Origin of the sequence: Pseudomonas sp. GV105 (assembly GCF_003058185.1) — a bacterium.
Lineage (GTDB): Bacteria > Pseudomonadota > Gammaproteobacteria > Pseudomonadales > Pseudomonadaceae > Aquipseudomonas > Aquipseudomonas veronii.
In genome coordinates, this window is the sequence record NZ_QBUF01000005.1 from 340,556 (window position 1) to 365,924 (window position 25,369).

The 25,369-nt window shown below is 63.2% G+C and carries 21 protein-coding genes; 7 read left to right on the plus strand and 14 right to left on the minus strand.

From position 1 onward, the window contains the following. The first annotated feature begins 91 nt into the window (after window positions 1-91). Genes C8K66_RS12220 through creD form a run of 4 tightly spaced genes read left to right on the plus strand, consistent with a single transcriptional unit; the run spans window position 92 to window position 4,134 of the window. Window positions 92-592, plus strand: coding sequence for an ATP-dependent zinc protease (locus tag C8K66_RS12220; protein ID WP_046381822.1), 501 nt, complete (start codon window positions 92-94; stop codon window positions 590-592). Window positions 593-601: 9 nt separating this feature from the next. Next, window positions 602-1,270 (plus strand): two-component system response regulator CreB, encoded by a 669-nt coding sequence (gene creB / locus C8K66_RS12225; RefSeq protein ID WP_057003915.1) that lies wholly within the window; start codon window positions 602-604, stop codon window positions 1,268-1,270. After that, window positions 1,270-2,709 (plus strand): two-component system sensor histidine kinase CreC, encoded by a 1,440-nt coding sequence (gene creC / locus C8K66_RS12230; RefSeq protein WP_046381824.1) that lies wholly within the window; start codon window positions 1,270-1,272, stop codon window positions 2,707-2,709. Before creB ends, creC begins: the two co-directional genes overlap by 1 nt. Window positions 2,710-2,760: 51 nt before the next feature. After that, on the plus strand, window positions 2,761-4,134 hold the full coding sequence (gene creD, locus C8K66_RS12235; RefSeq protein WP_057003913.1) for a cell envelope integrity protein CreD: 1,374 nt from the start codon (window positions 2,761-2,763) through the stop codon (window positions 4,132-4,134). An 84-nt stretch (window positions 4,135-4,218) separates the two neighbouring features. Here the strand turns inward: creD and C8K66_RS12240 are convergent, their stop codons facing one another. From C8K66_RS12240 to C8K66_RS12285, 8 genes are all read right to left on the minus strand, one after another. Beyond that, window positions 4,219-4,848 (minus strand): glutathione S-transferase, encoded by a 630-nt coding sequence (locus C8K66_RS12240; protein ID WP_108524927.1) that lies wholly within the window; start codon window positions 4,846-4,848, stop codon window positions 4,219-4,221. Window positions 4,849-5,732: 884 nt separating this feature from the next. Continuing rightward, on the minus strand, window positions 5,733-5,915 hold the full coding sequence (locus tag C8K66_RS12255; protein ID WP_079444832.1) for a hypothetical protein: 183 nt from the start codon (window positions 5,913-5,915) through the stop codon (window positions 5,733-5,735). After that, window positions 5,912-7,015 carry a PepSY domain-containing protein gene (locus tag C8K66_RS12260; protein WP_079444831.1) on the minus strand — a complete coding sequence of 368 codons (1,104 nt, stop codon included), beginning with the start codon at window positions 7,013-7,015 and terminating at the stop codon, window positions 5,912-5,914. The genes C8K66_RS12255 and C8K66_RS12260 overlap by 4 nt, the downstream gene beginning before the upstream one ends. A 62-nt stretch (window positions 7,016-7,077) precedes the next feature. Then, window positions 7,078-9,507, minus strand: coding sequence for a TonB-dependent siderophore receptor (locus C8K66_RS12265; RefSeq protein WP_108524933.1), 2,430 nt, complete (start codon window positions 9,505-9,507; stop codon window positions 7,078-7,080). Between the two features lie 228 nt (window positions 9,508-9,735). Then, window positions 9,736-10,704 carry a FecR domain-containing protein gene (locus tag C8K66_RS12270; RefSeq protein WP_046381829.1) on the minus strand — a complete coding sequence of 323 codons (969 nt, stop codon included), beginning with the start codon at window positions 10,702-10,704 and terminating at the stop codon, window positions 9,736-9,738. Further along, complete coding sequence (locus tag C8K66_RS12275; RefSeq protein ID WP_108524935.1) at window positions 10,701-11,219, minus strand: RNA polymerase sigma factor; 519 nt, start codon at window positions 11,217-11,219, stop codon at window positions 10,701-10,703. The genes C8K66_RS12270 and C8K66_RS12275 overlap by 4 nt, the downstream gene beginning before the upstream one ends. Before the next feature lie 97 nt (window positions 11,220-11,316). Beyond that, on the minus strand, window positions 11,317-12,024 hold the full coding sequence (locus tag C8K66_RS12280; protein ID WP_017847856.1) for a PolC-type DNA polymerase III: 708 nt from the start codon (window positions 12,022-12,024) through the stop codon (window positions 11,317-11,319). Next, entirely contained in the window at window positions 12,021-13,943 is a 1,923-nt protein-coding gene (locus tag C8K66_RS12285; protein ID WP_178087547.1) for a DUF294 nucleotidyltransferase-like domain-containing protein, read from the minus strand. The genes C8K66_RS12280 and C8K66_RS12285 overlap by 4 nt, the downstream gene beginning before the upstream one ends. A gap of 247 nt (window positions 13,944-14,190) precedes the next feature. Between C8K66_RS12285 and C8K66_RS12290 the strand changes: the two genes are divergently transcribed. After that, window positions 14,191-14,637 (plus strand): response regulator, encoded by a 447-nt coding sequence (locus C8K66_RS12290; RefSeq protein ID WP_108524939.1) that lies wholly within the window; start codon window positions 14,191-14,193, stop codon window positions 14,635-14,637. Between the two features lie 156 nt (window positions 14,638-14,793). Here C8K66_RS12290 and C8K66_RS12295 read toward each other — a convergent pair whose 3' ends face one another. Continuing rightward, on the minus strand, window positions 14,794-16,971 hold the full coding sequence (locus C8K66_RS12295; RefSeq protein ID WP_046489083.1) for a malate synthase G: 2,178 nt from the start codon (window positions 16,969-16,971) through the stop codon (window positions 14,794-14,796). 388 nt (window positions 16,972-17,359) lie between these two features. Between C8K66_RS12295 and C8K66_RS12300 the strand changes: the two genes are divergently transcribed. Next, a complete protein-coding gene (locus tag C8K66_RS12300; RefSeq protein ID WP_017847852.1) occupies window positions 17,360-17,878 on the plus strand; it encodes a glycine cleavage system protein R in 519 nt (172 codons plus the stop codon). A gap of 222 nt (window positions 17,879-18,100) precedes the next feature. Here C8K66_RS12300 and rarD read toward each other — a convergent pair whose 3' ends face one another. The 5 genes from rarD to C8K66_RS12325 form a co-directional block, all read right to left on the minus strand. Further along, the gene (gene rarD, locus C8K66_RS12305) at window positions 18,101-18,985 is read right to left on the minus strand and encodes an EamA family transporter RarD (protein ID WP_017847851.1); all 885 of its coding nucleotides are present in this window, start codon (window positions 18,983-18,985) and stop codon (window positions 18,101-18,103) included. A 119-nt stretch (window positions 18,986-19,104) separates the two neighbouring features. Next, entirely contained in the window at window positions 19,105-20,079 is a 975-nt protein-coding gene (locus C8K66_RS12310) for a serine/threonine protein kinase (protein WP_017847850.1), read from the minus strand. Window positions 20,080-20,559: 480 nt separating this feature from the next. After that, entirely contained in the window at window positions 20,560-22,458 is a 1,899-nt protein-coding gene (locus C8K66_RS12315; protein WP_046489087.1) for a PhoX family phosphatase, read from the minus strand. Between the two features lie 90 nt (window positions 22,459-22,548). Beyond that, complete coding sequence (locus tag C8K66_RS12320; protein ID WP_057005408.1) at window positions 22,549-23,313, minus strand: TOBE domain-containing protein; 765 nt, start codon at window positions 23,311-23,313, stop codon at window positions 22,549-22,551. A 58-nt stretch (window positions 23,314-23,371) separates the two neighbouring features. Next, entirely contained in the window at window positions 23,372-24,109 is a 738-nt protein-coding gene (locus C8K66_RS12325; RefSeq protein ID WP_108524941.1) for a ComF family protein, read from the minus strand. A gap of 92 nt (window positions 24,110-24,201) precedes the next feature. Between C8K66_RS12325 and bioB the strand changes: the two genes are divergently transcribed. Then, window positions 24,202-25,257, plus strand: a complete 1,056-nt coding sequence (bioB, locus tag C8K66_RS12330) for a biotin synthase BioB (RefSeq protein WP_017847846.1) — start codon at window positions 24,202-24,204, stop codon at window positions 25,255-25,257. Window positions 25,258-25,369 lie beyond the last annotated feature (112 nt).

The following is a 25,369-nucleotide window of genomic DNA, read 5'->3' on the forward strand; positions in this document are numbered from 1 at the left end:
TTTCACAATATGCCGGGTATGGTTGCAGAACTAACTAAGTGCTGCCTTTGCGGTCTAGAATTCGCCTACTTCTTTCCGAGGAAATCACTTCGTGAAACTGCTCCTTGCCTCGCTCGCCCTGGCGGCCTTGCCCGTCATGGCCGCCGAACCGACCGTTTACGGTCGCTACGAATACATCCAACTGCCGGAGATCGGCGAAACCTTCAAGGCCAAGATGGACACCGGCGCGCTGACCGCCTCGCTGTCGGCCCGTGACATCGAGACCTTCACCCGTGACGGCGACGATTGGGTGCGCTTCCGCGTCGGCGGCAAGGACGCCGGCAACAAAGTCTACGAACACAAGGTGGCGCGCATCAGCAAGATCAAGAGCCGCGCCGACGAAGACGAGGACAAGGAAGAAGCCACCGTGGCCACGCGCCCGGTGATCGACCTGGAAATGTGCCTGGGCAACGTCAAGCGCACCGTCGAGGTCAACCTCACCGACCGCAGCAGCTTCAACTACCCGCTGCTGATCGGCGCCAAGGCCCTGCGTGAGTTCGGCGCCGCGGTGAACCCGGCGCGTCGCTACACCGCCGACAAGCCGGACTGCTGACGGACCGCCATGCCGCATATCCTGATTGTCGAAGACGAAGCGGCGATAGCCGACACACTGGTTTTCGCCCTGCAAGGCGAGGGCTTTACCACCACCTGGCTGAGCCTCGGCCAGGAAGCGCTGGCCCACCAGCGCCAGACCCCGGCCGACCTGATCATCCTCGACATCGGCCTGCCCGACATCAGCGGCTTTGAAACCTGCAAGCAACTGCGGCGCTTCAGCGAAGTGCCGGTGATGTTTCTCAGTGCCCGCGATAGCGAGATCGACCGCGTGGTCGGGCTGGAGATCGGCGCCGACGATTATGTGGTCAAGCCGTTCAGCCCACGGGAAGTGGCGGCGCGGGTCAGGGCGATCCTCAAGCGCGTCGGCCCTGGCGTCGCTCCGGCGTTGTTCCAGGTCGACCTGGAGCGCATGCAGATCACCTACCGTGGCCTGGCACTGAGCCTGACCCGCCATGAGTTCCGCTTGCTGCAAAGCCTGCTGGAACAACCCGAGCGTGTGTTCAGCCGCGAACAACTGCTGGACGCGGTCGGCGTGCCGGCCGATGCCGGCTATGAGCGCAATATCGACAGCCATATCAAAAGCCTGCGCAGCAAATTACGCAGCGTGGCGGCGCAGGCCGAACCGATCCAGACCCATCGCGGCCTCGGCTACAGCTACAGCCCGAGCCACAGCTGATGCGCCTGGGGCTGCGGTTTTTCCTGGTCTACGCGCTGTTTATCGGCTTCACCGGTTACTTCGTGCTGAACACCGTGATGAAGGAAATCCGCCCCGGCGTGCGCCAGTCCACCGAAGAAACCCTGGTGGACACCGCCAACCTGCTGGCCGAAATCCTGCGCAACGACGTCAAGAACGGCACCCTCGCCCAAAGCCACTGGCCGGAGCTGCTCAAGGCCTACGGCACCCGTCAGCCGGGCGCGACCATCTGGGGCCTGCCGAAAAACCAGGTCAACCACCGCATCTACGTGACCGACGCCAACGGCATGGTGTTGCTCGACTCCAGCGGCGAAGCCGTGGGCCAGGACTACTCCAAATGGAACGACGTGTACCTGACCCTGCGCGGCGAGTACGGCGCGCGTTCCACCCGCAGCGCGCCGGATGATCCGGCCTCGTCGGTGATGCACGTGGGCGCGCCGATTCGCGACAACGGGCAGATCATCGGCGTGGTCACGGTGGCCAAGCCGAACAGTTCGCTGCAGCCTTATGTCGATCGCACCGAGCACCGGTTGCTGTGGTACGGCGCCGGCTTGGTGATCCTCGGCCTACTGCTCGGCGCGCTGTTGTCGTGGTGGTTGAGCGTGGCACTGCGCCGGCTTACCGCGTATGCCGAGGCGGTCAGCGAGGGGCGGCGCGCCGAATTGCCGCATTACCGTGGCGGCGAGCTGAAGCAGTTGTCCACCGCTGTGGAGCACATGCGGACACAGCTGGAGGGCAAGGCTTATGTGGAGCATTACGTCCACACCCTGACCCACGAATTGAAGAGCCCGCTGGCGGCGATTCGCGGCGCGGCCGAGCTGTTGCAGGGCGACATGAGCCGCGAGCAGCAACAGCGCTTTGTCGGCAACATCGACAGCGAAAGTACCCGCCTGCAGCAGTTGATCGAGCGCTTGCTGAACCTGGCCCAGGTCGAGCAACGCCAGGGCCTGGAGGCGCAAGCCAGCCTGCCGCTGGCCGCGCTGGTGGACGATGTGCTCAAGGCCCAATGCGCGCGCATCGAAGGTGCCGGCTTGCGCATCGAACAAACGATCGGCGCTGAGGTGAAGGTCTTCGGCGAACCGTTCCTGCTGCGCCAGGCCCTGGGCAACCTGCTCGACAACGCCCTGGACTTCACGCCGGCGGGCGGGGTGTTGCGGTTCAGCGCACAGACCCGGCACAACGCTGTGCAGGTCAGCCTGTTCAACCAGGCCGCGCCGATTCCCGACTACGCCTTGCCGCGCCTGAGCGAGCGTTTCTACTCGCTGCCGCGTCCGGCCAGCGGGCGCAAAAGCACCGGCCTGGGCCTCAACTTTGTCGAGGAAGTGATGAAGCTGCATGGCGGCACGTTGCAGATCGGCAACGTACACGGTGGCGTGCAAGTGGTGCTGCATCTCCACACAGTCTCCACACTGCCCACATAAATTTCCCACATGCGCGGCTCACGCTTTCCCCATCAAAACAGGGAGAGCCCCATGAACCGCAGCCTGCTTTTCAAACTTGGCGCGATTGCGCTATTGATCCTGCTATTGCTGATTCCATTGCTGATGATCAACGGCCTCATCGCCGACCGCCAATACACTCGCGACAGTGTCCTGATGGATATCGCCCGTAGCTCCAGCTACAGCCAGCGCCTCACCGGCCCGGTGATGGTGGTGCCGTACCGCAAGACTGTCCGCGAGTGGAAGCTCAATGAAAAACTCAACAAGCGCTACGAGGAAACCCGTGAAGTGCGCGGTCGTCTGTATTTCCTGCCGGAGCGTTTTGAGCTCGACGGGCGGGTGCAGACCGAACTGCGCGCGCGTGGCATCTACCAGGCCCGGCTGTTCCACGCCGACAACCGCATCAGCGGACGCTTCGTCTTGCCGGAGCAATGGGGCATCAAGGAAAATTTCGCCGATTACCGCTTTGAGCCGGCGTTTCTGGCGGTGGGTATCAGCGATATTCGCGGTATCGAAAACGCACTGAAGCTGGAGCTGGGCAGCCAGCGCCTGGAGTTTGCGCCAGGCACCCACGTCGAGTGGCTGGGCGAGGGGGTGCATGTGGCGCTGCCGGAGCAGGACAGCAAAACCCCGGCCGCGCTGGACTTCGCCTTCGACCTGCGCCTGCAAGGCACCGAGCAACTGCAAGTGGTGCCGGTGGGCAAGACCAGCCAGGTCACACTGGCCTCCAACTGGCCGCACCCGAGCTTCATCGGCAACTTCCTGCCGGCGCAACGGGAAGTCACCGACAAGGGCTTCAGCGCCAACTGGCAGACCTCATTCTTCTCCACCAACCTCGAAGAAGCCCTGCGCGGCTGCCTGGACGAACGCGGCTGTGACGACTTCAACAACCGCAGCTTCGGGGTGAACTTCATCGACCCGGTGGACCAGTACCTCAAGAGCGACCGCGCGATCAAATATGCGCTGCTGTTCATCGCCCTGACCTTTGCCGGTTTCTTCCTGTTCGAAGTGCTCAAGGGCTTGGCGGTGCATCCGATCCAGTACGCCCTGGTGGGGTTCGCCCTGGCGTTTTTCTACCTGTTGTTGCTGTCGTTGTCCGAGCACCTGGGCTTTGCCTTGGCGTACCTGATCTCGGCCAGTGCCTGTGTGTTGTTGATTGGTTTCTACGTGTGCCATGTGCTGCGCAGCGTCGCCCACGGCCTGGGGTTTTCGGCCGGGCTGGCGGCGTTGTATGGCTTGTTGTACGGGCTGTTGAGTGCCGAGGACTACGCGCTGCTGATGGGCTCGCTGTTGCTGTTCGGCCTGCTGGGGACGGTGATGGTGCTGACACGCAAACTGGATTGGTACGGCGTGGGCAAACGCAAGGCGGCCGAGCCTTTGGCATTTGATCTGGAGGCCGTGCAATGATCGGGTTGCGTGAGGACCAGCGGGAGCGAGCGCAGTTGGTGGCGAGGATTGTGGCGTTGTTTCCTGCGCCACCTATGCGCAGGGTCAAACCGGCGGCTGTGTCTCAAGCATCGAAGGGCGCTGGCTGACTTCGGCGTACCAGGCGGCAAGCTGGGGGTTGGCGTCGCGCCAGTGCAGGTCCGGGTGGCGGAAATCCAGGTAACCCAAGGCGCAGGCCACGCTGATCGCGGCGATATCGAAGTGGCTGGCCAGTTCGGCAATCGCATCCGCTTCCAGCTCCGCCAGGGTGCGCCGGATCTTGTGGCGCTGTTCGTCGAGCCACGGCGCCCAGTGTTTTTCCGGCGGGCGCAGGGCGCTCTCGTAACGCACCAGCACGGCGGCATCCATGATGGCGTCGGCCATCGAGGCCAGGGTCAGGCGACGCCAGCGGGCCGAGCCGTCACGCGGGATCAGCGGGTTGCCGACGTGCTGGTGGTCGAGGTAATCGAGGATCACCCGGCTGTCGTGCAACACCGTGCCATCGGCCAGGCGCAAGGCCGGGATCTTGCCCACCGGGTTTTCGTTGACCAGTTGCACGTCCGGGTTGACCGGTGTCGGCATGCAGAGCTGCAGGGCCACACGGTGCTGCTGGCCGGTTTCGGCCAGCAGCACGCGGACTTTGCGCACGAACGGCGAAGCGGGGTTGTGGAACAAGGTCATGCTGGGAGCGGACATAGGCATTCCTCTGGATGGGATGGGCAGTCGCTAGCCTAGTGGGTTGCGCGGTGGCTGGCGAGGGGGATTCCTGTGGTTCTTGAGGGCCTCATCGGGGGCAAGCCCCCTCCCACAGGGGAATGCATTCCAAATGTGGGAGGGGGCTTGCCCCCGATGGCGTCCTCAACCACGCCGCCTGAACAACGCCCAAGTCCCAATGTCCGCAGGAATACCCAACCCTACCCAACTCAGCGCATCCCACAGCCCATCCCTCTGGATGGGATGGGCAGTCGCTAGCCTAGTGGGTTGCGCCGTGGCTGGCGAGGGGGATTCCTGTGGTTCTTGAGGGCCTCATCGGGGGCAAGCCCCCTCCCACAGGGGAATGCATTCCAAATGTGCGAGGGGGCTTGCCCCCGATGGCGTCCTCAGCCACGCCGCCTGAACAACGCCCAAGTCCCAACGACCGCAGGAATACCCAACCCGACCCAACTCAGCGCATCCCACAGCCCATCCCTCTGGATGGGATGGGCAGTCGCTAGCCTAGTGGGTTGCGCGGTGGCTGGCGAGGGGGATTCCTGTGGTTCTTGAGGGCCTCATCGGGGGCAAGCCCCCTCCCACAGGGGAATGCATTCCAAATGTGGGAGGGGGCTTGCCCCCGATGGCGTCCTCAGCCACGCCGCCTGAACAACGCCCAAGTCCCAATGACCGCAGGAATACCCAACCCGACCCAACTCAGCGCATCCCACAGCCCATCCCTCTGGATGGGATGGGCAGTCGCTAGCCTAGTGGGTTGCGCGGTGGCTGGCGAGGGGGGCTGTGGTTCTTGAGGGCCTCATCGGGGGCAAGCCCCCTCCCACAGGGGAGTGCATTCCAATGTGGGAGGGGGCTTGCCCCCGATGGCGTCCTCAGCCACGCCGCCTGAACAACGCCCAAGTCCCAACGACCGCAGGAATACCCAACCCGACCCAACTCAGCGCATCCCACAGCCCATCCCCCAGCAACGCGGCAAACAAACCGACGGCGCTGAGCAGGCCGATCCCCAGCGGAATGCCGAACACCTTCCAGAAACTCGATTGACGCGGCCTCATGCCTTGCCCGCCTTGCGCCGAACCCACCACAGGTACACACCGCTGCCGAGCACGACGATGGTCAGCCCATCCAGCAGCGCCCAGAGGATTTTCATCGGCATGCCGCCGTAGTCGCCGAAGTGCAGCGGCTGCGACATGCCCATGGCGTCCATGTACCACGGCCGCTCGGCGATCGCGGTGACGGCCAGGCTGCTGGCGTCGATCAGCACCGGCGTGAGCAGGTGCGAGGTCAGGTGGGTGCTGCCCTTCATGAACACCGCGTAATGGTGCTCACTGGAAAAGCGCGTGCCGGGGAAGGCGATGAAGTCCGGCTGCATGCCGGGCGCGGCTGCGGCGGCGATCGTGAGCAGATCGTTGGCCGGTGCGCGCAGGGTCAGCGGCGGGGCGTGCTGGTACGGTTCGATCATTGCGCTGAGGCTGTCGTTGCGCCAGGCGGCGATGATCAGGTCGGCGCAGGCGCTGATCACGCCGGTCACGCCGACCACCAGCGCCCAGGTCAGGGTGACCACGCCGATCAGGTTGTGCAGGTCGAGCCAACGCAGGCGGGTGGATTTGTCCTGGCGCACGGTGGCGAACGTCAAGCGGCGCATGAACGGCAGGTAAAGCAGCGTGCCCGAGACAATCGCCAGCACAAACAACAGGCCCATGAACGCCAGCAGCCACTTGCCCGGCAGGCCGGCGAACATATCCACATGCAGGCGCAGCAGGAACAGCGTCAAGCCGCCGTTGGCCGACGGCATCTCCACGGTTGCGCCGGTGCGCGCGTCGAGCATGAACGTGTGCGACGCATTGGGTTCGGTGCCAGCGGTGGCGGCCATGATCGCGATCACGCCGTGCGGGTCGTCTTCGTCCCACGCCAGGTATTGCATGACTTCGCCAGGGCGATGCGCCTGGGCTTTGGCCACCAGTTGCTCGAGGTTCAGCTGTGGTGTGTCGGCGGGCATCTGCTGCAGCTCGGGTTCGTTGCCCAGCAGGTGATCGAGCTCGTGGTGGAAAATCAACGGCAGGCCGGTAAGGGCGAGCAACAGCAGGAACAAGGTGCAGATCAGGCTGGTCCAGGTGTGGATAAAGGACCAGCGGCGGATGGTTCGGCTTTTCATTTGTTGGCCTTCAGACACACCCAAGCCGCCCCTGCGGACGGCCGGGAGGTCAACTCAGTCGTTTACCACTGGTAGGTGGCGCTGGCGACCACACTGCGCTGGTCGCCGAAGTAGCAGTAGGAACCGTCACAGGTGGAGAGGTAGTCCTTGTCGAACAGGTTGGTCGCGTTCAGTTTCAGCGAGGCGCCTTTGAGACTGTTGTCCAGGCGGCCGAGGTCGTAATGCACGGCGGCGTCGAACACCGTGTAGGCGTTGGCCTTGCCCGTCCAGGTATTGCCCTGGTCGCCATAGGTATTGCCGGTGTAGCGGGCCCCGGCGCCAATGCCGAAACCGTCGAGCATGCCGCTGTGCCAGGTGTAGTCCGTCCACAGGGAGGCTTGCTGGTTCGGCATCAGCTGCAGGCGGTTGCCCTTGTATTGGCCTTTTTGCACTTCGGACTTGGCCAGGGTGTAGGCGGCTATCAGCTTGAGGTTTTCACTCACGTCAGACACGGCTTCGAGTTCCAGGCCCTTGACCTTCACTTCGCCGGTCTGGTCGGTCACCGATTCGCCCCCGGCGCCGAAGCTCGTGACCAGCACGTTTTTCTGGGTCAGGTCGTAAACCGCTGCGCTGAGCAATGTGTTGGAGCCGGGAGGCTGATACTTGACCCCCAGTTCCCATTGCTTGCCCTGCGTGGGCTTGTACGATTTGACCGGGTCGACGCTGGCATTGCTCGCCGGCTGGAAGGACTCGGCGTAGGACAGGTACGGCACGAAGCCCGAATCGAAGACATAGCTCAGCGCCGCGTTGCCACTGAAGTTCCGGCTGCGGTCGGTGTTGGTCGCGTCGTCCTTGTTGAAGTACGTGGTGCCCTGATGCACCCAGTCTTCACGCCCGCCGAGGGTCAGGCGCCATTTGTCGAGGGCCATCTGGTCTTGCACGTAGAGGCCGGTCTGTATGGTTTTCTGGTTGTAGTCGTAGTACGCGTCGGAGCGCGGCGGGCGGACGATCGTCTGGCCGTAGGTCGGGTTGAAGATATTGGTCGTCCCGGCGCTGCCGAAAATCGACAGATACGAAGTGTCGGTGCGTTGATGATCGAGACCCAGCAACAGCGTGTGCGTGATGTCAGCCGTGTTGAAGTCAGCCTGGAAATGGTTGTCGACCGCGAATTGGCCGATGTTTTCGTCAACGTTGGTCGACGAACGACCGATGTTGCCCGCAGCGTCGGCAGGGCCGTAGATCAGTGAGCCCACGGTCAGTTGCTGGAACGCCAGCTCCGACTTGGTGTAGCGCAGGTTCTGGCGGAACTGCCATGTATCGTTGAAGCGATGCTCGAACGCATAGCCCAGCGCGTAGTAGGTGCGGTCGTAAAATTCATAGTCCGGATCGCCCAGGTTCTTGTGGTGGGAGACCTCGCCCAGCGGCGATTTGATCTTGGTGCCCTGGATCGGCAGGAACTGGCTGGTGGTGCCGGTATCGTCGCGGGTGAACTGCGAGAGCAGGGTCAGCTTGGTGTCGGTGTCGATGTTCCAAGTCAGGCTGGGGGCGATGTTGTAGCGCTTGTTGTCGATATGGTCGACCTGGGTGCCAGCATCCCGGACCACGCCGCTGACGCCATAGAGGAACTGGCCTTCATCATCGATCTTGCCGGTGCTGGCGAAATTGATCTGGCGATAGTTGTCACTGCCGTATTGCACTTGAATGGCATGGCTCGACTCCGCGCTGGGGCGCCGGCTGACCATGTCCAGCAGGCCGCCCGGCGGGGTCTGGCCATAGACCGAGGAGGCTGGGCCACGCAGCAGGGCGAGGCGATCCAGGTTCCAGGTTTCGGCCTTGGGGTTGGCGTACACACCGCGTGGCAACGGCAGGCCGTCGAGGAATTGGGTCGGTTCGAAGCCGCGAACGCGCATCCAGTCGTAGCGGGTGTCGCTGCCGTAGCTGGCGGACACAATGCCGGGCATGTATTTGACGGCGTCATCCAGGTTCTGCACGTTGCGGTCCTGCATCTGCTCGCGGGTGGCGACGGAGATCGAGCGCGGTGCTTCGACCAGCGCGGTATCGGTCTTGGTGCCGGCGGCGGTGCGCGTCGCCAGGTAGCCCTGCACCGGGCCCCAGGCGCTTTCAGTGTTGCCCTGGGCAACGATGCTGGTTTGCGGCAACGCCACGACCCCGTCCGCAATCGCCACCAGCGTGTAAGTCCCCGCGCTGCTCTGCTCCACCTGCAAGCCGCTGCCGCGCAGTGCCTCGCGCAGTGCGCCCGGGGCGTCGAACTGGCCCTGGACCGGCGCCGAGGTTTTGCCCGCGGCCAGTGCCGGGCTGAGGGTCAGCGCGAGGCCGGCCTGGCTGGCGATCTGGTTCAGGGTGGCGGCCAATGGCGCGGCGGGCAGGTTGTAGGCGCGCACGCTGGACGCTTGCTCGGCGGCGATCAGCACGCTGCTGGTCAGCGGGGTGCTGAGGGCAATGGCCACGGCTAACAGGCTGGGGCGCAACAAGGTGTCTAGCGTGCGGGACATGGGGCGGCTCCTGAATGGAAGTAATTCGCAATTACCCCTGTGCCGAGCGAGATTTGAAAAGTGATAGGGCTTGGGGAAAATAATTGTTGCCTGGGGCTATTCGGTGTTCTTGAGGGCCTCATCGCGGGCAAGCCCGCTCCCACATTCGACCGCGTTCAGCCAGATGTAACGCGATCAAAGGTGGGAGCGGGCTTGCTCGCGATAGCAATATCCCAGACACCGCCGGACCTAGGGTCTACCCTTCACCGTCACCCACCACGGCGTGCGCTGTTCGATCCGCACCGGCAGCGTCGGCAGCAGTGCGTTGAGCGCCAGGGTGGTGTCGTGCAGCGGGAAGCTGCCGGTGATGCGCAGGTCGGCCACGGCGTTATCCACACCCAGGTAGCCGCGGCGATAACGGCTCAGTTCCTCGACCACATCGCCCAGGCGGGCGTTGTCCACCACCAGCATGCCGCGGGTCCAGGCGTCGGTGGCGGGGGTGACGGCGAGCAGCGGGCCGAGGCTGTCGCTGCGCATCAGCACTTGCTGGCCGGCCTTGAAGATCTGTTCCTGATGCAGCGCCTCGGGTTGTGCGGCCACCGCCGATTGCAGCACGCTCAGGCGCGTGGCGGCGTCCTCGCGCTTGACGATAAACCGCGTGCCCAGTGCGCGCAGGCTGCCGTCGCGGGTCTGCACATAGAACGGGCGCGCATCGTTGTGGCCGGTTTCGACGAGGATTTCGCCTTCCTGCAACACGATCAGCCGGCGTTTTTCATCGAAGCGCACATCGATGGCGCTGTGGGTGTTGAGGTTGATCTGCGTGCCGTCCGCCAGTGTCAGCGTGCGTTGTTCGCCGGTGGCGGTGCGTTGATCGGCCAGCCAATAGTGGAGCGGTACATAACGTTCCCCGGCAAACAAGGCCAGGCCGCAGACCAGTGCGATACTCGCCAGGCCGCTGCCGAGTTTGCGCACGCGCTGGCGAATGCCCTCGCGTGACTGCAACAACGCCGCCCGCGCCGGGCCCGAGGCCACGCTGAAGCGCTGGTCGAGCAGGCCCAGTTGGCGCCAGGCGCGGGCATGTTCTGCATCGCTGGCCAGCCATTTGGCGAACTCCTCCTGTTCCACGGCGCTGCCGTCCCCTGAGTCGAGGGACAGCTGCCAGGCAATCGCCGCATCCAGCACCCGAGCTGACACCGGTTTGCAACTGATCGCACTCACAGCGGCTCGCCATACAACGCGATGTAGCACTGACGGATGCCCTGGGCCAGGTACTGGCGCACGCGCGGCACCGACACGCCGAGGCGCCGGGCGATGTCGGCGTGGCCCAGGCCGTCGATGCGGTTGTAGAGGAACGCGGCGCGGGCCTTGCTCGACAGCGTGCCGAGCAGGCGGTCGATGGCCTTGAGGTCTTCGAGGATCAGTTGCTGGTCTTCCGGTGACGGCTGTTCGTTTTGCGGGATCAGCATCAATTCGCTGAGGTAGGCCTGTTCCAGGGCGGCGCGGCGGAAGTAGTCGAACAGCAAGCCTTTGGCGATCGCCACCAGGAAGGCGCGGGGCTCGCGGGGTTCGCGCAACCCGTCGCGGCCGAGCAAGCGCATGAAGGTGTCCTGGCTCAGGTCTTCGGCGCGGCTCGGGCAGGCCACATTGCGCCGCAGCCAGGCCAGCAGCCAGCCGCGATGGTCGCGATACAACGCACCGACAAGCTCACTGTGTGGGGTCTGGACCGACGACAAGGCATCACCGAATAAACAAGTTTAAACTAACGAGAATTATTCGCGATTGTGTCAGAGGCGTGCAGCGGGCGCAATTGGCGTCTGTCCGGCGGTGCTATTAAAACGATGGCGCCTGCTTGCGCCGTTTCCATTGGCTCAAACGTGCTTGCAGGGCGCGCGGTGTGTCGATGTGCTGCTGGCGCGCGCGGCTGAGCAGGATCAGCATCAGCTCCGCAGTGGCCAGGGCGTCGGCGCTGGCGTGATGGCGTTCGCCCACCTGCAGGTGGAAGTGGTCGATCCAGTCGTCCAGCCCGGCTTCGCGCAGCAGCGCCTCGGGGTACAGCAGCGGGGCGATGTCGGCCACGTCGAGGAAGGTATGGGCCAGGCGATAACCCAGGCTGTCCTTGAGCGCCCGGGCCAGCATGTGTTGATCGAACCGCGCATGGAAGGCCAGCAACGGGCTGTCGCCGACGAACTCCATGAAATCCAGCAACGCGTCCACCGGGTCACTGCCGGCGGCGATCGCGCTGGGGCCGAGACCGTGGATCAGCACGCTGGGGCTGAGTTTTGTTTCGGCGCGTTGCAGGGTGCGCTCGAACATCTGGGAAAAATCCACCGCGCCGTCCTCGATCACCACCGCACCGATGGACAACACCTGATCGCGGTTGAGGTTCAGGCCGCTGGTTTCCAGGTCCAGCACCACCCAGCGCTGGCTGCGCAATGCCGCGTCGCCCAGCGCGACCGGCTGGGGTAACTGCGCCAGGCGCTGCTGTTGTGTTGCGTCGAGATGGGGTTTGGCCGTGCGCAACCAACCAAATAAGTTCACAGCTGATACCGCACGGTCAGGCTGCTTTGCAGGCGCTGGGCCTGGCGCAGGGATTCGCGCAGGATGCGCCGGTCCAGATGGTTGAGGCTGTCGGGGTCGACGCGGTTGGAATACGGCTGGTTTTCCCGCATCTGCAATTGGTGCTGCTGCATGCGGGTTTGCTGGATAAAGTGGTACGCCTCTTCATAGGCGGCGCCATCCAGCGGCTCGATCACTTCCTTGACCACCAACTGGCGCAGGCGCTCCAGGGTGTTGATGGCGTGGACGTCGTTGGCCAGGGCCAGCAGGCGCGCGCCGTCGACAAAGGGCGTCAGGCCTTGCACCTTGAGGTCGAGGGTGGCTTTTTCGCCGCCTTTGCGCGTCAGCACGAAATCGCGGAAGCGCCCCACCGGCGGGCGCTGGCGCAAGGCGTTCTCCGCCAGCATGCGCTGGAACAGGCGGTTATCTGCGACCTGGTCGAGAATGCCCTGGCGCAGTTGTTCACAGCCCTGTTCATCGCCCCACACCACCCGCAGGTCGAAATAGATGGTCGACCCCAGCAGGTTCTCCGGTGTGGCTTCGCGGATGAACGCCGCAAACCGTCGCGCCCATTCGGCCCGCGACAGGCACAGCTCGGGGTTGCCGGCCATGATGTTGCCTTTGCACAAGGTGAAGCCGCACTGCGCCAGGCTCTGGTTGATCTGCTGCGCGAGGGGCAGCAGGCGCGCGCGGATCTCAGCCGCTTCGGCGGCGTTCTTGGCGTCGAACAGGATGCCGTTGTCCTGGTCGGTGTAGAGCGTCTGCTCGCGCCGGCCTTCGCTGCCGAAACACAGCCAGGTGAACGGCACGCCGGGGTCGCCTTTGTCGGCGAGGGTCAGCTCGATGACTCGGCACACGGTGTGATCGTTGAGCAGGGTAATGATGTGGGTGATCTGGGTCGACGACGCGCCATGGGCCAGCATGCGCTCCACCAACTGGCCGATCTCGCCGCGTATCGCCACCAGGTTTTCCACCTTGGGTGCGTTGCGGATGGTACGGGCCAGGTGGACCAGGTCCACGCGTTGCAGGGAAAACAGGTCGCGCTCGGACACCACGCCGCACAGACGCTGGTCTTTGACCAGGCACACGTGGGCGATATGCCGTTCGGTCATTGCGATGGCGGCGTCGAAGGCGCTGTGGTCCGGGGTGAGGAAGAACGGCGCATGGGTCATGTGCGCGTCGATCGGCAGGGTGAAGTCGCTGGTGCCGTCGGCCACCACCTGGCGCAGATCGCGCAGGGTGAAGATCCCCAGGGGCGCCTTGTGCTCATCCACGATCACAATGCTGCCGACCTGTTGCTCGTGCATCAGCGTCACCGCTTCGCGCAACGGCGTAGCCGGGCTGCACGTCACCGGGTGGCGCATGGCCAGCTCGCCGAGGCGGGTGTTCAAGGAGTATTGGGTGCCGAGGGTTTCCACGGCTTTTTGCTGCACTTGCTGGTTGACCTGATCGAGCAGGCTGCTGACGCCGCGCAAGGCGAAATCGCGGAACTCGCTGGACAGCGCGAACAGCTTGATAAACGCCGGCTTGTTCAGTTGCAGGCAGAAGGTGTCTTCGGCGGCCTTGTGCTCGGTGCGCGTCGCACGTTCGCCCAGCAGTGCCGCAAGGGGGAAGCACTCGCCGGTGGCAATCTCAAAGGTGGGCTCGGCCGAATCAGGCCGTTCGCCGATGACCCGGCCCTGCTTGACGATGTAAAAGTGCTCCACCGGCCCGGCCGACGGCTTGAGGATGCTTTCGCCGGGGCCATAAAAGCGCAATTGGCACTGCTCTACCAGGAACGCGAGGTGCGCGTTTTCCATTTGGTTGAACGGCGGGAAGCGTTGCAGGAACTGCAAGGTGCCGTGGATGTTCTGCAACACCGCAGTTTTTCCCGCCTGGGCGAATGCATCAGCTTTACTCATAACAATGACCGCGATGTTTTTGTCGTTATCGTCCTGCATGGTCGACTCCTGCACGGCGGGTGCCCATTGGACGTAAGTCTAGGTCGATGAAAACGGCGCATAACTAGGGAAAAACCTTACATGACGATCGTCCAAACCCCGTAGAACGCCCACTAGGCAAACTTTCCGACGAAGTGCACATTGTTCGCCCTTCCGCAGATGTCTGACGAGTGTGCTGGGAGATTGATGAGAGCTAGCTGAGAACCGTATGTCCGACCACGATATTTTGAGTGATGCCGAGCGCGAAGCGCTGAGCGCTGTGATGCTGAAGCCTGATTTACCGCCACAACGCGTGTTGATCGTCGACGACGACAAGGATGCGCGCGAACTGCTGGCGGAAATCCTGGGCCTGGACGGGATTCGCTGCATGACCGCCGAGAGTAGTGAGGCAGCCTTGAAACTCTTGAAGTCGAGCCGCTCCATTGGGTTGCTGATCACCGACCTGCGCATGGCGCCGAGCAACGGCCTCCAGTTGATTCGCGAAGTGCGCGAATCCGAGCGCGCGGCGTTGCCGATCATCGTTGTGTCCGGGAACGCCGGAGCGCTGGATGTGATCGATGCGATGCATTTGAGCGTGGTGGACTTTCTGCTCAAGCCGATTGATAGCGTGAAGTTGGCGAAGATGGTCAAGCGCGAGTTGGGGATGAGTTCCTGATTTTTGCGGTGTATGTAATGGCCTCATCGGGGGCAAGCCCCCTCCCACAGTTGACCGCGTACATCCTGTGGGAGGGGGCTTGCCCCCGATGAGGCCATTCCGGACACCACAAGCCTCAAAGAAAAAGCCCTGATCGCAAGACCAGGGCTTTTTCATTTACAGGCCGTTTTTAGCCTTGAACTCCCGACGCCTGCGATGCAACACCGGCTCGGTATAACCATTAGGCTGTTTGGTGCCTTCAATCACCAACTCCACCGCCGCCTGGAACGCGATATTGCTATCGAAGTCCGGCGCCAGCGGGCGGTACAACGCATCCCCGGCATTCTGACGGTCTACCACCGGCGCCATGCGCTTGAGGCTTTCCATCACCTGATCCTGAGTGACCACGCCGTGGCGCAGCCAGTTGGCGATGTGCTGGCTGGAAATGCGCAGGGTGGCGCGGTCTTCCATCAGGCCGATGTCGTTGATGTCCGGCACTTTCGAGCAGCCGACGCCCTGGTCGATCCAGCGCACCACATAACCGAGGATGCCCTGGGCGTTGTTGTCCAGCTCGTTGCGGATTTCTTCGTCCGACCAGTTAGGGTTGTTCGCCAGCGGGATGGTCAGGATATCGTCCAGCGACGCGCGCTCGCGCTTGGCCAGTTCGGCCTGGCGCGCGAACACATCGACCTTGTGGTAGTGCAACGCGTGCAACGCAGCCGCCGTCGGCGACGGCACCCAGGCGGTGTTGGCGCCGGCCAGCGGGTGGGCGATTTTCTGTTCGAGCATCGCCGCCATCAGGTCGGGCATGGCCCACATGCCTTTACCGATCTGCGCACGGCCTTGCAGGCCGGTAGCCAGGCCGATATCGACGTTCCAGTTTTCGTAGGCGCCGATCCATTTTTCCGTCTTCATCGCGGCCTTGCGCACCATCGCGCCGGCTTCCATGGAGGTGTGGATTTCATCGCCGGTGCGGTCGAGGAAGCCGGTGTTGATAAACACCACGCGCTCGCTGGCGGCCTTGATGCAGGCCTTGAGGTTGACCGTGGTACGGCGCTCCTCGTCCATGATCCCAACCTTGAGGGTGTTGCGCGGCAGGTTCAGCACGTCTTCGATGCGGCCGAACAGCTCGTTGGTGAACGCCGCTTCTTCCGGGCCGTGCATCTTCGGTTTCACGATGTACACGGAACCGGTGCGGCTGTTCTTGCGGCTGCTGTTGCCGTTGAGGCTGTGGATCGCCGCCAGGCTGGTGAGCAGGCCGTCGAGAATGCCTTCCGGTACTTCGTTGCCGTTTTTGTCGAGGATCGCGTCGATGGTCATCAAGTGGCCAACGTTGCGCACGAACAGCAGCGAGCGACCGTGCAGCGTCACGTCCTGGCCATTCACGCCGGTGTAGACGCGGTCGGCGTTCATGGTGCGGGTGAAGGTCTTGCCGCCTTTGGCCACTTCTTCGGCCAGGTCGCCTTTCATCAGGCCGAGCCAGTTGCGGTAGATCACCACTTTGTCGTCGGCATCGACGGCGGCGACGGAGTCTTCGCAGTCCATGATGGTGGTCAGCGCGGCTTCCATCAGCACGTCTTTGACGCCGGCCGCGTCGGTCTGGCCGACCGGGGTGCTGGCATCGATCTGGATTTCGAAATGCAGGCCGTTGTGTTTGAGCAGGATCGCAATCGGCTGGGCGCTGTCGCCCTGGAAACCGATCAACTGGGCATCGTCGCGCAGGCCGCTGTTGCTGCCGCCTTTGAGGCTGACCACGAGTTTGCCGTCAACGATCTTGTAGCCAGTGGAATCGACGTGGCTGCCGGCGCTGAGCGGCGCGGCTTCGTCGAGGAAGGCGCGGGCGAAGGCGATGACCTTGTCGCCGCGCACCTTGTTGTAGCCCTGGCCCTTTTCGGCGCCGTCGGCTTCGCTGATGGCGTCGGTGCCATACAGCGCGTCATACAGCGAGCCCCAGCGCGCATTGGAGGCGTTGAGGGCGAAACGGGCGTTCATCACCGGCACAACCAGCTGGGGGCCGGCCATGCGGGCGATTTCGTCATCGACGTTTTGGGTCGAGGCCTGGAAGTCTGCGGCTTCTGGCAGCAGGTATCCGATATCTTGCAGGAAGGCTTTGTAGGCCACCGGGTCATGCGCCTGGCCGGCGTGAGTCTGGTGCCAGGTGTCGATCCGCGCTTGGAAATCGTCGCGTTTGGCGAGTAGGGCTTTGTTCTTCGGTGCCAGGTCGTGGATGACCTTGTCGGCACCGGCCCAGAACTGGTCGGCAGTGATGCCGGTACCGGGAATGGCTTCGTTGTTCACGAAGTCGAACAGGACTTTGGCGACCTGCAGGCCACCGACTTGAACGTGTTCAGTCATTGCTTGCCTCACTCTGCGGAGCTTATGCGCTTTTCAGCTTTTCAATTTACCAATGAAGCCTCTGGCCATTTAAACCGCGGGCACGCTGCGCCGGTACATGCCTGTGAAGGCGGCTGGGCAGGCTGTGTCGCGGAGCATAGTTGCCGTGGCAGACATCGACCCAACGTTATGTAGTGCGCGATTGCGCATACTACATGATGACTTGCGCTTGTGAAAATTAGACTAAATACGTCGTTTAGCGACCCACTTTGGTCGTATGGTCACAGTGGGGTCTTGGATGTTCTCAAGAAACAGATGGATTGTTCCAGATAAATATAAAAATGGTACACGATTTGTTTTCGGGGGCATCTGCGTCCACCTTGTAGATTGAATTCCAGAGGGCTTCGCCATGGACCATCTTGTACTCACTATCATTGCCGCCGACAAACCCGGCCTGGTTGAACGCATTGCGCAGAACATCGCGGCCCACGGCGGCAACTGGCTGGAGAGCCGCATGGCGCACATGGCCGGGCAGTTTGCCGGGATTCTGAGGGTCAGCGTTCCCGCCGAGAACCGTCAGGCCCTGGTGAATGCGCTGGAGGACTTATCCACACACGGCATTCGCGTGCTGGTGGGCGAGAGCGGCGCCGGGCAGGCGGCGGCGTCCAAACCGATCACCATGACGCTGGTGGGCAACGACCGGCCGGGGATCGTGCGTGAGATTACCGCGCTGTTGAGCAAGCAGGGGGTGAACCTCGAACGCTTGAGCACCGACGTGCGCCCGGCGCCGATGAGCGGCGACCCGCTGTTCCACGCCGATGCATCACTGGCGGTGCCGTCTGGCTTGGCGCTGGACACCCTGCAAGCGGCCCTGGAAACCCTGGCCGACGACTTGATGGTGGAGTTGGAACTGCGCCGCGAGGAATAACCACCCACAAGGTTATGCATGGAAATCTTGCATGGGCCTGTGGATAACCTGTAGAGACCCGGCGCCAGGCCACGCCGGCCGTGCTTCTCCGTCAGCTGAGCAAAAAACGAGCAGTTTCAAGGGCTTGTACACAAATGGCGGGGATCAGGTTGTGGATAACCTTGGGGTGGATCTCTGCAAGCCATGCGGGCCGTGGCTTGCAGAGGTTTGTACGTTATTTGATCAGCGTTTGCGCACGGTCAGCCAGGCGTCCAGGCTGTAGACCACCAGGCCGGCCCAGATAAACGCGAAGGCGATCAGCGTGCTGGTTGCCAGTTGTTCACCAAACAGCAGCACCGCTTCGAGCAGCACCAGGGTCGGCGCCACGTACTGCAAAAAGCCCAGGGCGGTGTAGGGCAAATGCCGTGCGGCGGCGTTGAAGCACACCAGTGGGATCAGCGTCACCGGGCCGGCGGCCACCAGCCACCAGGCTTCGGATGTACTCCAGAATGCCAGCTGCGCGCTGTGCGCCGACGGGTTGAACAGCAACCAGGCGACGGCGATCGGCACCAACATCCAGGTTTCCACCACCAGCCCCGGCAGTGCCTTGACCGGCGCCTGCTTGCGGATCAGGCCATAGAAACCGAAGGTCAGCGCCAGCGCCAGCGACACCCACGGCAAACTGCCCACCTGCCACACCTGTTGCGCCACCCCCGCGGCGGCGAGACCGACGGCGAGCCATTGCAGGCGGCGCAGGCGTTCGCCGAGGAGCAGCATGCCGAGCAACACGTTCACCAGCGGGTTGATGTAGTAACCCAGGCTGGCTTCGAGCATGCGTCCGCTGTTCACCGACCACACATAGGTCAGCCAGTTAGCCGCAATCAACGCCCCGCTGAGCGCCAGGATCGCCAGGCGCCGCGGGTTATCGCGCAGTTCGCGGAACCAGCCGGGGTGTTTCCAGACCATCAGCAACAGCGTGCCGAACAGCGCCGACCAGAGCACGCGGTGTACGATGATTTCGGCGGCGGGGACACTGGCGATGGCTTTGAAATAGAGCGGGAACAGACCCCAGATGACATAGGCGCTCAGGCCCAGGATGTAGCCCTTGCGGGGGTTGGCGGCGTGCATTGCAGAATCCTTGCTTAGGCAGCTAACAAAGCGCGATTGTAAGGATATTTGTCCGCTCGTGGGGCCTGCAGTGCTTTATGTGGGAGGGGGCTTGCTCCCTCCCACAGGAAGCAACGCCGTCAGAACAGTTTCAGCGGTTCTTCGTTGAGCGCCGACAACTGTTCGCGCAACGCCAACACCTGATCACCCCAATACCGCTCGCTGCCGAACCACGGAAAGCTGTGGGGGAACGCCGGATCATCCCAGCGCCGCGCGAGCCAGGCGCTGTAGTGCATCAGGCGCAAGGCCCGCAGCGGTTCGATCAGCGCCAGTTCGCGCGGGTCGAAATCGTGGAATTCCTGGTAGCCGTCCATCAACTCCGACAGCTGGCCCAGACATTCCTGACGGTCGCCGGCGAGCATCATCCACAGGTCCTGTACGGCCGGGCCCATGCGGCAGTCATCGAGGTCGACGATGTGGAACATCTCGTCGCGGCACATCATGTTGCCGGGGTGGCAATCGCCGTGCATGCGGATGTTCTTGTGCGGCGTGGCCTTGTACACCTCTTCCACACGCTTGAGCAGGTCGCGGGCCACGGACTCGTAGGCCGGCAGCAGGCTTTTGGGAATGAAGTTGCCTTCGAGCAGGGTGGTCAGGGAGTCGTGGCCGAAGTTCTTCACGCCCAGGGCTTCGCGGTGTTCGAACGGGCGGGTCGCGCCGACCGCGTGCAAGCGCCCGAGCAACTGGCCAAGGCGATAGAGCTGGTCCAGATTGCCCGGCTCCGGCGCCCGGCCGCCACGGCGCGGGAACAGAGCGAAGCGGAAACCGGCGTGTTCGAACAGGCTTGAGCCGTTATGGATCATCGGCGCGACCACCGGCACATCGCACTCGGCCAGTTCGAAGGTGAAGCTGTGTTCTTCGAGGATCGCTTCGTTGCTCCAGCGCTGCGGTCGGTAGAACTTGGCGATCAGCGGCTCGGCGTCTTCGATGCCCACTTGATACACACGGTTTTCGTAGCTGTTGAGCGCCAATACGCGCGCATCGCTGAGGAAGCCGATACTTTCGACAGCATCGAGCACCAGGTCGGGGGTGAGTGTTTCAAACGGATGGGCCATGCGAACTCCTGCGCGCAGCAGGGCGCCGCGTCCGGCCGGGTATGGTAACGCACCGGGCTTGAGATAGGGGGCGGCTGTGCCATTGCTATCGGGGGTAAGCCCCCTCCCACAGTTGAAGGTATTCACAAATCAAAACGTGGCAGGAGGCTTGCCCCCTCCCACAGTTGAAGGTATTCACAAATCAACATGTGGCAGGGGGCTTGCCCCCTCTCACAGTTGAAGGTATTCACAAATCAAAATGTGGCAGGGGGCTTGCCCCCTCCCACAGTTGAAGGTATTCACAAATCAAAATGTGGCAGGAGGCTTGCCCCCTCTCACAGTTGAAGGTATTCACAAATCAAAATGTGGCAGGAGGCTTGCCCCCTCCCACAGTTGAAGGTATTCACAAATCAAAATGTGGCAGGGGGCTTGCCCCCTCTCACAGTTGAAGGTATTCACAAATCAACATGTGGGAGGGGGCTTGCCCCCGATAGCGGTCTGTCAGGCGCCCACGATCCCACCATCATCCCGCCGAATCGCCATCACCGACGAACGCGGTTTGCCATTGGGCAGATGCTCCGGCCACGTCGAACCACCGGTTTCGCCGGGATGCTGAATCCCCACGAACAAGGTCTTCTGATCCGGCGAGAAGCTGATCCCCGTCACCTCGCACGCCACCGGCCCGACCATGAAACGGCGGATTTCCCCGGTGTTGGGGTCGGCGCAGAGCATCTGGTTATTGCCCATGCCGGCGAAGTCGCCGCCGTTGCTGTAGTCACCGTCGGTCAGAATCCACAGGCGCCCGGCTTTGTCGAAACCCAGGCCATCGGGGCTGTTGAACATGTTCTGCGGGTTGATGTTCGACGAGCCGCCCTTCGGCGTACCGGCATGCACGCCGGGGTTGCCCGCGACCACAAACAGATCCCAGGTGAAATCGGCGGCGCCGTGGTTATCGGCGTTGGGCTTCCAGCGCAGGATCTGGCCGTAGACGTTTTTCTCGCGTGGGTTGGGCCCACCGACCGGCTGGCCGTCTTCGCCGCGCTTGGCGTTGTTGGTCAGGGTGCAATAGACCTGGCCGTCGGTGGGGCTGACCACGATCCATTCCGGGCGGTCCATGCGCGTGGCTTTCACCACACTGGCAGCCAGGCGTGCATGGATCAGCACTTCGGCCTGGCTGGCGAAACCGGTGCTGGCGTCGATGCCGTTCTTGCCATGGGTCAACTCGACCCACTGGCCGTTGCCCTTGGGGTGGTCGGCGTTGCCGTCGCCAGCGTCGAAGATCGCCACAAACAACGTGCCATGGTCGAGCAGGTCTTTGTTGGCCTTGGGGTTCTGGTGGTCGATCGGGTCGCGGCTGACGAACTTGTAGATGAATTCGCCGCGCTCGTCGTCGCCCATGTACACCACGGCGCGGCCGTCGCGGGTTTCCGCGAGGGCCGCGTTTTCATGCTTGAAGCGGCCAAGGGCGGTGCGTTTGACGGGGGTGGAGTGCGGGTCGAACGGGTCGATTTCCACCACCCAGCCATGGCGATTGAGTTCGTTGGGATTCTTGGCCATATCGAAACGCGGGTCGTGCAGGTGCCAGTTGATCTCCTTGCTCGCCGCCACCACGCCGTAGCGCTTTTGCCCGGCGTCGAAGGTTTGTTGTGGGTTGCTGCTGCCGAAGCAGTCGGTGAAGTTCTCTTCGCACGTCAGATAAGTGCCCCACGGCGTCTTGCCGTTGGCGCAGTTCTGGAAGGTGCCGAGGGCTTTTTTGCCGGATTTGTCGGCGCTGGTTTTCAGCCAGTCATGGCCGGCCGCCGGGCCGCTCAGGCGGATCGGCGAGTTGCCGTGGATGCGCCGGTTGTAGCGCGAGTCCTGGACGAACTGCCAGGTGTCGCCCTGGCGGCGCACTTCGATCACCGACACACCTTCGCTGGCCTGGGCCTTGCGCACGTCTTCGGCCGATTGCGGCGCGCCGCCGTGGGCGAAGAGGTAGCGGTAGTTGGTGTATTCGTTATTGATCGCCATCAGCGCGCGGTTGTCGTCGCCGGGGAAGGCGAACAGGCTCATGCCATCGTTGTTGTCACCGAACTGCTGCTCCTGGGCCTTGGCCGTGCCGTTGCCGGAAGGGTCGAACGCCGGGGCATTCTTGTGCAGCGGCTGGCCCCAACTGATCAGCACCGAGGCGCTGTAGCCGGGCGGCAGGGTGATGCTGTCGCTGGTGGCGGCGGCGATGCTGGCGAACCCCAGCAGCGGGCTGGCGTTGGCGGCATTCACGGCCAGCGCGCTGCGGGTCAGCAGGTTGCCGCCGAGGAACATCGCGGCTCCGCACAGGGCACCGGCGCCGATGAAGCGGCGGCGGGTGAGGCCGACCATCTGTTCGAGGTCGGTGGCTTGGTTTTCTTCTAATAGGCTCATGTCAGGCTCCCTGCGGTTTTTGCAGACACCATAAGGAGCGGGCATGACGAAATTGTTGCAGTTTGACGGCGGGCGCAGCAGGCCCGGCGCTTAGACGGGCGTGCCGAGCAATACATTGCTCGGCGCGAATTGCACCTGGATCGGCTGGCCTTCGGCGGCACCCAGGGCCTTGAGCGCGTGGGGCTGGGCCAGGGCGCAAAGTACCTGGCCGTTGGGCAGGGCGATTCGCACTTCGCTGGGGCCGTCCTCGGCGTCGAGAATGGCGTCGACGCTGCCGATCAGGCAATTGTGTCCAGGTGTTTCTGGGTGCTGGCTGGCACACACCTCCAGCCAGCCGGCCTTGATCAGGGCGACCACTTCGACACCGGCTTCCAGCTCCAGCCGTTGCGTGCTGTCGTGGGTGATCTGCGCGCTCAGGCTCAGGCCGCCGGCCAGTTGCAGGCGGATCAGATCATTGCGGCCGTGACGCTCGATGGCGACGACCTGGCCATGCAGTTGGTTGCGCGCACTGGTGCGCAGCATCAGGCGGCCCAGCAGGTTGAAGTCGCTGGCAGCTTCGTCCGAGCCGAGCACTTCGGCCTGTAACACTTGCAGGCGCTGATAGAGACGCAGCACGCGCTCGCCTTCGGCTGTCAGCCTGGCGCCGCCGCCGCCCTTGCCGCCGACGCTGCGTTCCACCAACGGGTTTTGCGCGAGGTTGTTCAGTTCGTCGATGGCGTCCCAGGCCGCTTTGTAGCTCAAGCCGGCGCTTTTCGCCGCGCGGGTGATCGAGCCCTGCTCGGCGATATGCGCGAGCAAAGCGATGCGCTGCGGGCGACGGATGATGTGTTGGCTGAGGGAGGTCGGCAGAGACATGGGGTTACGCTTCGATGAGATGAGCGGAACGTTGCGGGCAAGGCCGGCCGGAGTCAAGTCAGGCACCCGGTTTGGGCGTGCGCGCCAGGCAGTACACGTCGACCTGTCGCGCTCCGGCCTCCATCAACAGACGTGCCAGGCAGTGGGCGGTTGCGCCGGTGGTGAGCACGTCGTCGACCAGCGCAAAGTGGCGGTCGTGTACCGCCATGCCATGCGCCAGGGCGAAGGCGCCGCGCAGGTTGCGTTGGCGGCTCTTGGCGTCGAGCGCCTGTTGCGCGACGGTTTCACTGGGGCGTAACAACAGGTGTTCATTGTAGGCAATGTGCAGTTCGGCGCTGAGCCAGCGTGCCAGCATCAACGCCTGGTTATAACCGCGCTCGCGCAGGCGTTTGCGCGCCATGGGCACCGGCAGCAGGCAGTCGGGGCGCGGCAGTTCGGCGTTGTCGAAGCGGTGCTGCAGATGGCGTCCCAGCAAGCGCCCCAGCAGATGCCCGAGGGGCCAGCGCGCCTGATGCTTGAAGCGGCTGATCAGGCTATCGACGGGGAAGCTGTAGCGCCAGGCGGCAATGACCTGTTTAAAGGCCGGCGGGTGTTTCTGGCATTGGCCGCAGATCAGACCGTCCAGCGGCAGGGGCAGGGCGCAGACCTCGCACTGCTCCATCAGCCAGGGCAGCTCGGTTTCGCAGGCGTTGCACACACAATCGGCCGACTCAGTGGCTTCATCGCAGATTAAACAGTTCTGTACGTTTTTTGACCATATGTAAACTTGGTGTTTGTATCCAGGTTGACAGTGCATGAATCTTCCTTAAATATGCCGAGCATCCGTGTCGTGCCTGTGGGTATTGCCCTTCCCGCAGCGTTTGCCAAAGCATAATCAAGGAATCGCCCATGAGCGCCAGCACCACTGCCACCCTGCGTCACGATTGGTCCTTGGCCGAAGTCAAAGCACTGTTCGTGCAACCGTTCAATGACCTGTTGTTCCAGGCGCAGACCGTGCACCGCGCGCATTTCGATGCGAACCGTGTGCAGGTGTCGACCCTGCTGTCGATCAAGACCGGCGCCTGCCCGGAAGATTGCAAATATTGTCCGCAGTCGGGCCACTACAACACCGGCCTGGAAAAAGAAAAGCTGATGGAAGTGCAGAAGGTCCTCGAAGAGGCGGCCCGCGCCAAGGCCATCGGTTCGACCCGCTTCTGCATGGGCGCGGCGTGGAAACATCCGTCGGCCAAAGACATGCCCTACGTGCTGCAGATGGTCAAAGGCGTGAAGGCCATGGGCCTGGAAACCTGCATGACCCTCGGCCGTCTCGACCAGGACCAGACCGAAGCCCTGGCCCAGGCCGGCCTCGACTACTACAACCACAACCTCGACACGTCGCCGGAGTTCTACGGCTCGATCATCACCACCCGCACCTACGCCGAGCGCCTGCAAACCCTGGCCTACGTGCGTGATTCGGGGATGAAGATCTGCTCCGGCGGCATTCTCGGCATGGGCGAGTCCCTCGACGACCGCGCCAACCTGCTGATCCAGCTGGCCAACCTGCCGGAGCATCCGGAATCGGTGCCGATCAATATGCTGGTGAAGGTGGCCGGCACGCCGCTGGAAAACGCCGAGGAGATCGACCCGTTCGACTTTATCCGCATGCTGGCGGTGGCGCGCATCCTGATGCCGCAGTCCCATGTGCGCCTGTCGGCCGGCCGTGAGGCGATGAACGAGCAGATGCAGGCCCTGGCGTTCTTTGCTGGCGCCAACTCGATCTTCTACGGCGACAAACTGCTGACCACCGCCAACCCGCAGGCCGACAAGGACATGCAACTGTTCTCGCGCCTGGGCATCTTGCCGGAAGCGCGGGAAGAGCACGCCGACGAAGTCCACCAGGCGGCGATCGAGCAAGCGCTGGTGGAACAGAAAAGCAGCGAGCAGTTCTACAACGCCGCGGTTTAAAGCACCACGGCGATCCAAATGTGGGAGCTGGCTTGCCTGCGATAGCGGTCTTTCTGACACTTCGGTGGTGACAGTCCTGCCGCTATCGCAGGCAAGCCAGCTTCCACAGGGG

What these genes read in the sequence shown, in the direction of transcription:
- creB (WP_057003915.1), top strand. Translation starts at nt 602, where the DNA reads ATGCCGCATATCCTGATTGTCGAAGACGAAGCGGCGATAGCCGACACA.
- creC (WP_046381824.1), top strand. Translation starts at nt 1,270, where the DNA reads ATGCGCCTGGGGCTGCGGTTTTTCCTGGTCTACGCGCTGTTTATCGGC.
- creD (WP_057003913.1), top strand. Translation starts at nt 2,761, where the DNA reads ATGAACCGCAGCCTGCTTTTCAAACTTGGCGCGATTGCGCTATTGATC.
- C8K66_RS12240 (WP_108524927.1), bottom strand. Translation starts at nt 4,848, where the DNA reads ATGTCCGCTCCCAGCATGACCTTGTTCCACAACCCCGCTTCGCCGTTC.
- C8K66_RS12255 (WP_079444832.1), bottom strand. Translation starts at nt 5,915, where the DNA reads ATGAGGCCGCGTCAATCGAGTTTCTGGAAGGTGTTCGGCATTCCGCTG.
- C8K66_RS12260 (WP_079444831.1), bottom strand. Translation starts at nt 7,015, where the DNA reads ATGAAAAGCCGAACCATCCGCCGCTGGTCCTTTATCCACACCTGGACC.
- C8K66_RS12265 (WP_108524933.1), bottom strand. Translation starts at nt 9,507, where the DNA reads ATGTCCCGCACGCTAGACACCTTGTTGCGCCCCAGCCTGTTAGCCGTG.
- C8K66_RS12285 (WP_178087547.1), bottom strand. Translation starts at nt 13,943, where the DNA reads ATGAGTAAAGCTGATGCATTCGCCCAGGCGGGAAAAACTGCGGTGTTG.
- C8K66_RS12290 (WP_108524939.1), top strand. Translation starts at nt 14,191, where the DNA reads ATGTCCGACCACGATATTTTGAGTGATGCCGAGCGCGAAGCGCTGAGC.
- C8K66_RS12295 (WP_046489083.1), bottom strand. Translation starts at nt 16,971, where the DNA reads ATGACTGAACACGTTCAAGTCGGTGGCCTGCAGGTCGCCAAAGTCCTG.
- C8K66_RS12300 (WP_017847852.1), top strand. Translation starts at nt 17,360, where the DNA reads ATGGACCATCTTGTACTCACTATCATTGCCGCCGACAAACCCGGCCTG.
- rarD (WP_017847851.1), bottom strand. Translation starts at nt 18,985, where the DNA reads ATGCACGCCGCCAACCCCCGCAAGGGCTACATCCTGGGCCTGAGCGCC.
- C8K66_RS12310 (WP_017847850.1), bottom strand. Translation starts at nt 20,079, where the DNA reads ATGGCCCATCCGTTTGAAACACTCACCCCCGACCTGGTGCTCGATGCT.
- C8K66_RS12315 (WP_046489087.1), bottom strand. Translation starts at nt 22,458, where the DNA reads ATGAGCCTATTAGAAGAAAACCAAGCCACCGACCTCGAACAGATGGTC.
- C8K66_RS12320 (WP_057005408.1), bottom strand. Translation starts at nt 23,313, where the DNA reads ATGTCTCTGCCGACCTCCCTCAGCCAACACATCATCCGTCGCCCGCAG.
- C8K66_RS12325 (WP_108524941.1), bottom strand. Translation starts at nt 24,109, where the DNA reads ATGCACTGTCAACCTGGATACAAACACCAAGTTTACATATGGTCAAAA.
- bioB (WP_017847846.1), top strand. Translation starts at nt 24,202, where the DNA reads ATGAGCGCCAGCACCACTGCCACCCTGCGTCACGATTGGTCCTTGGCC.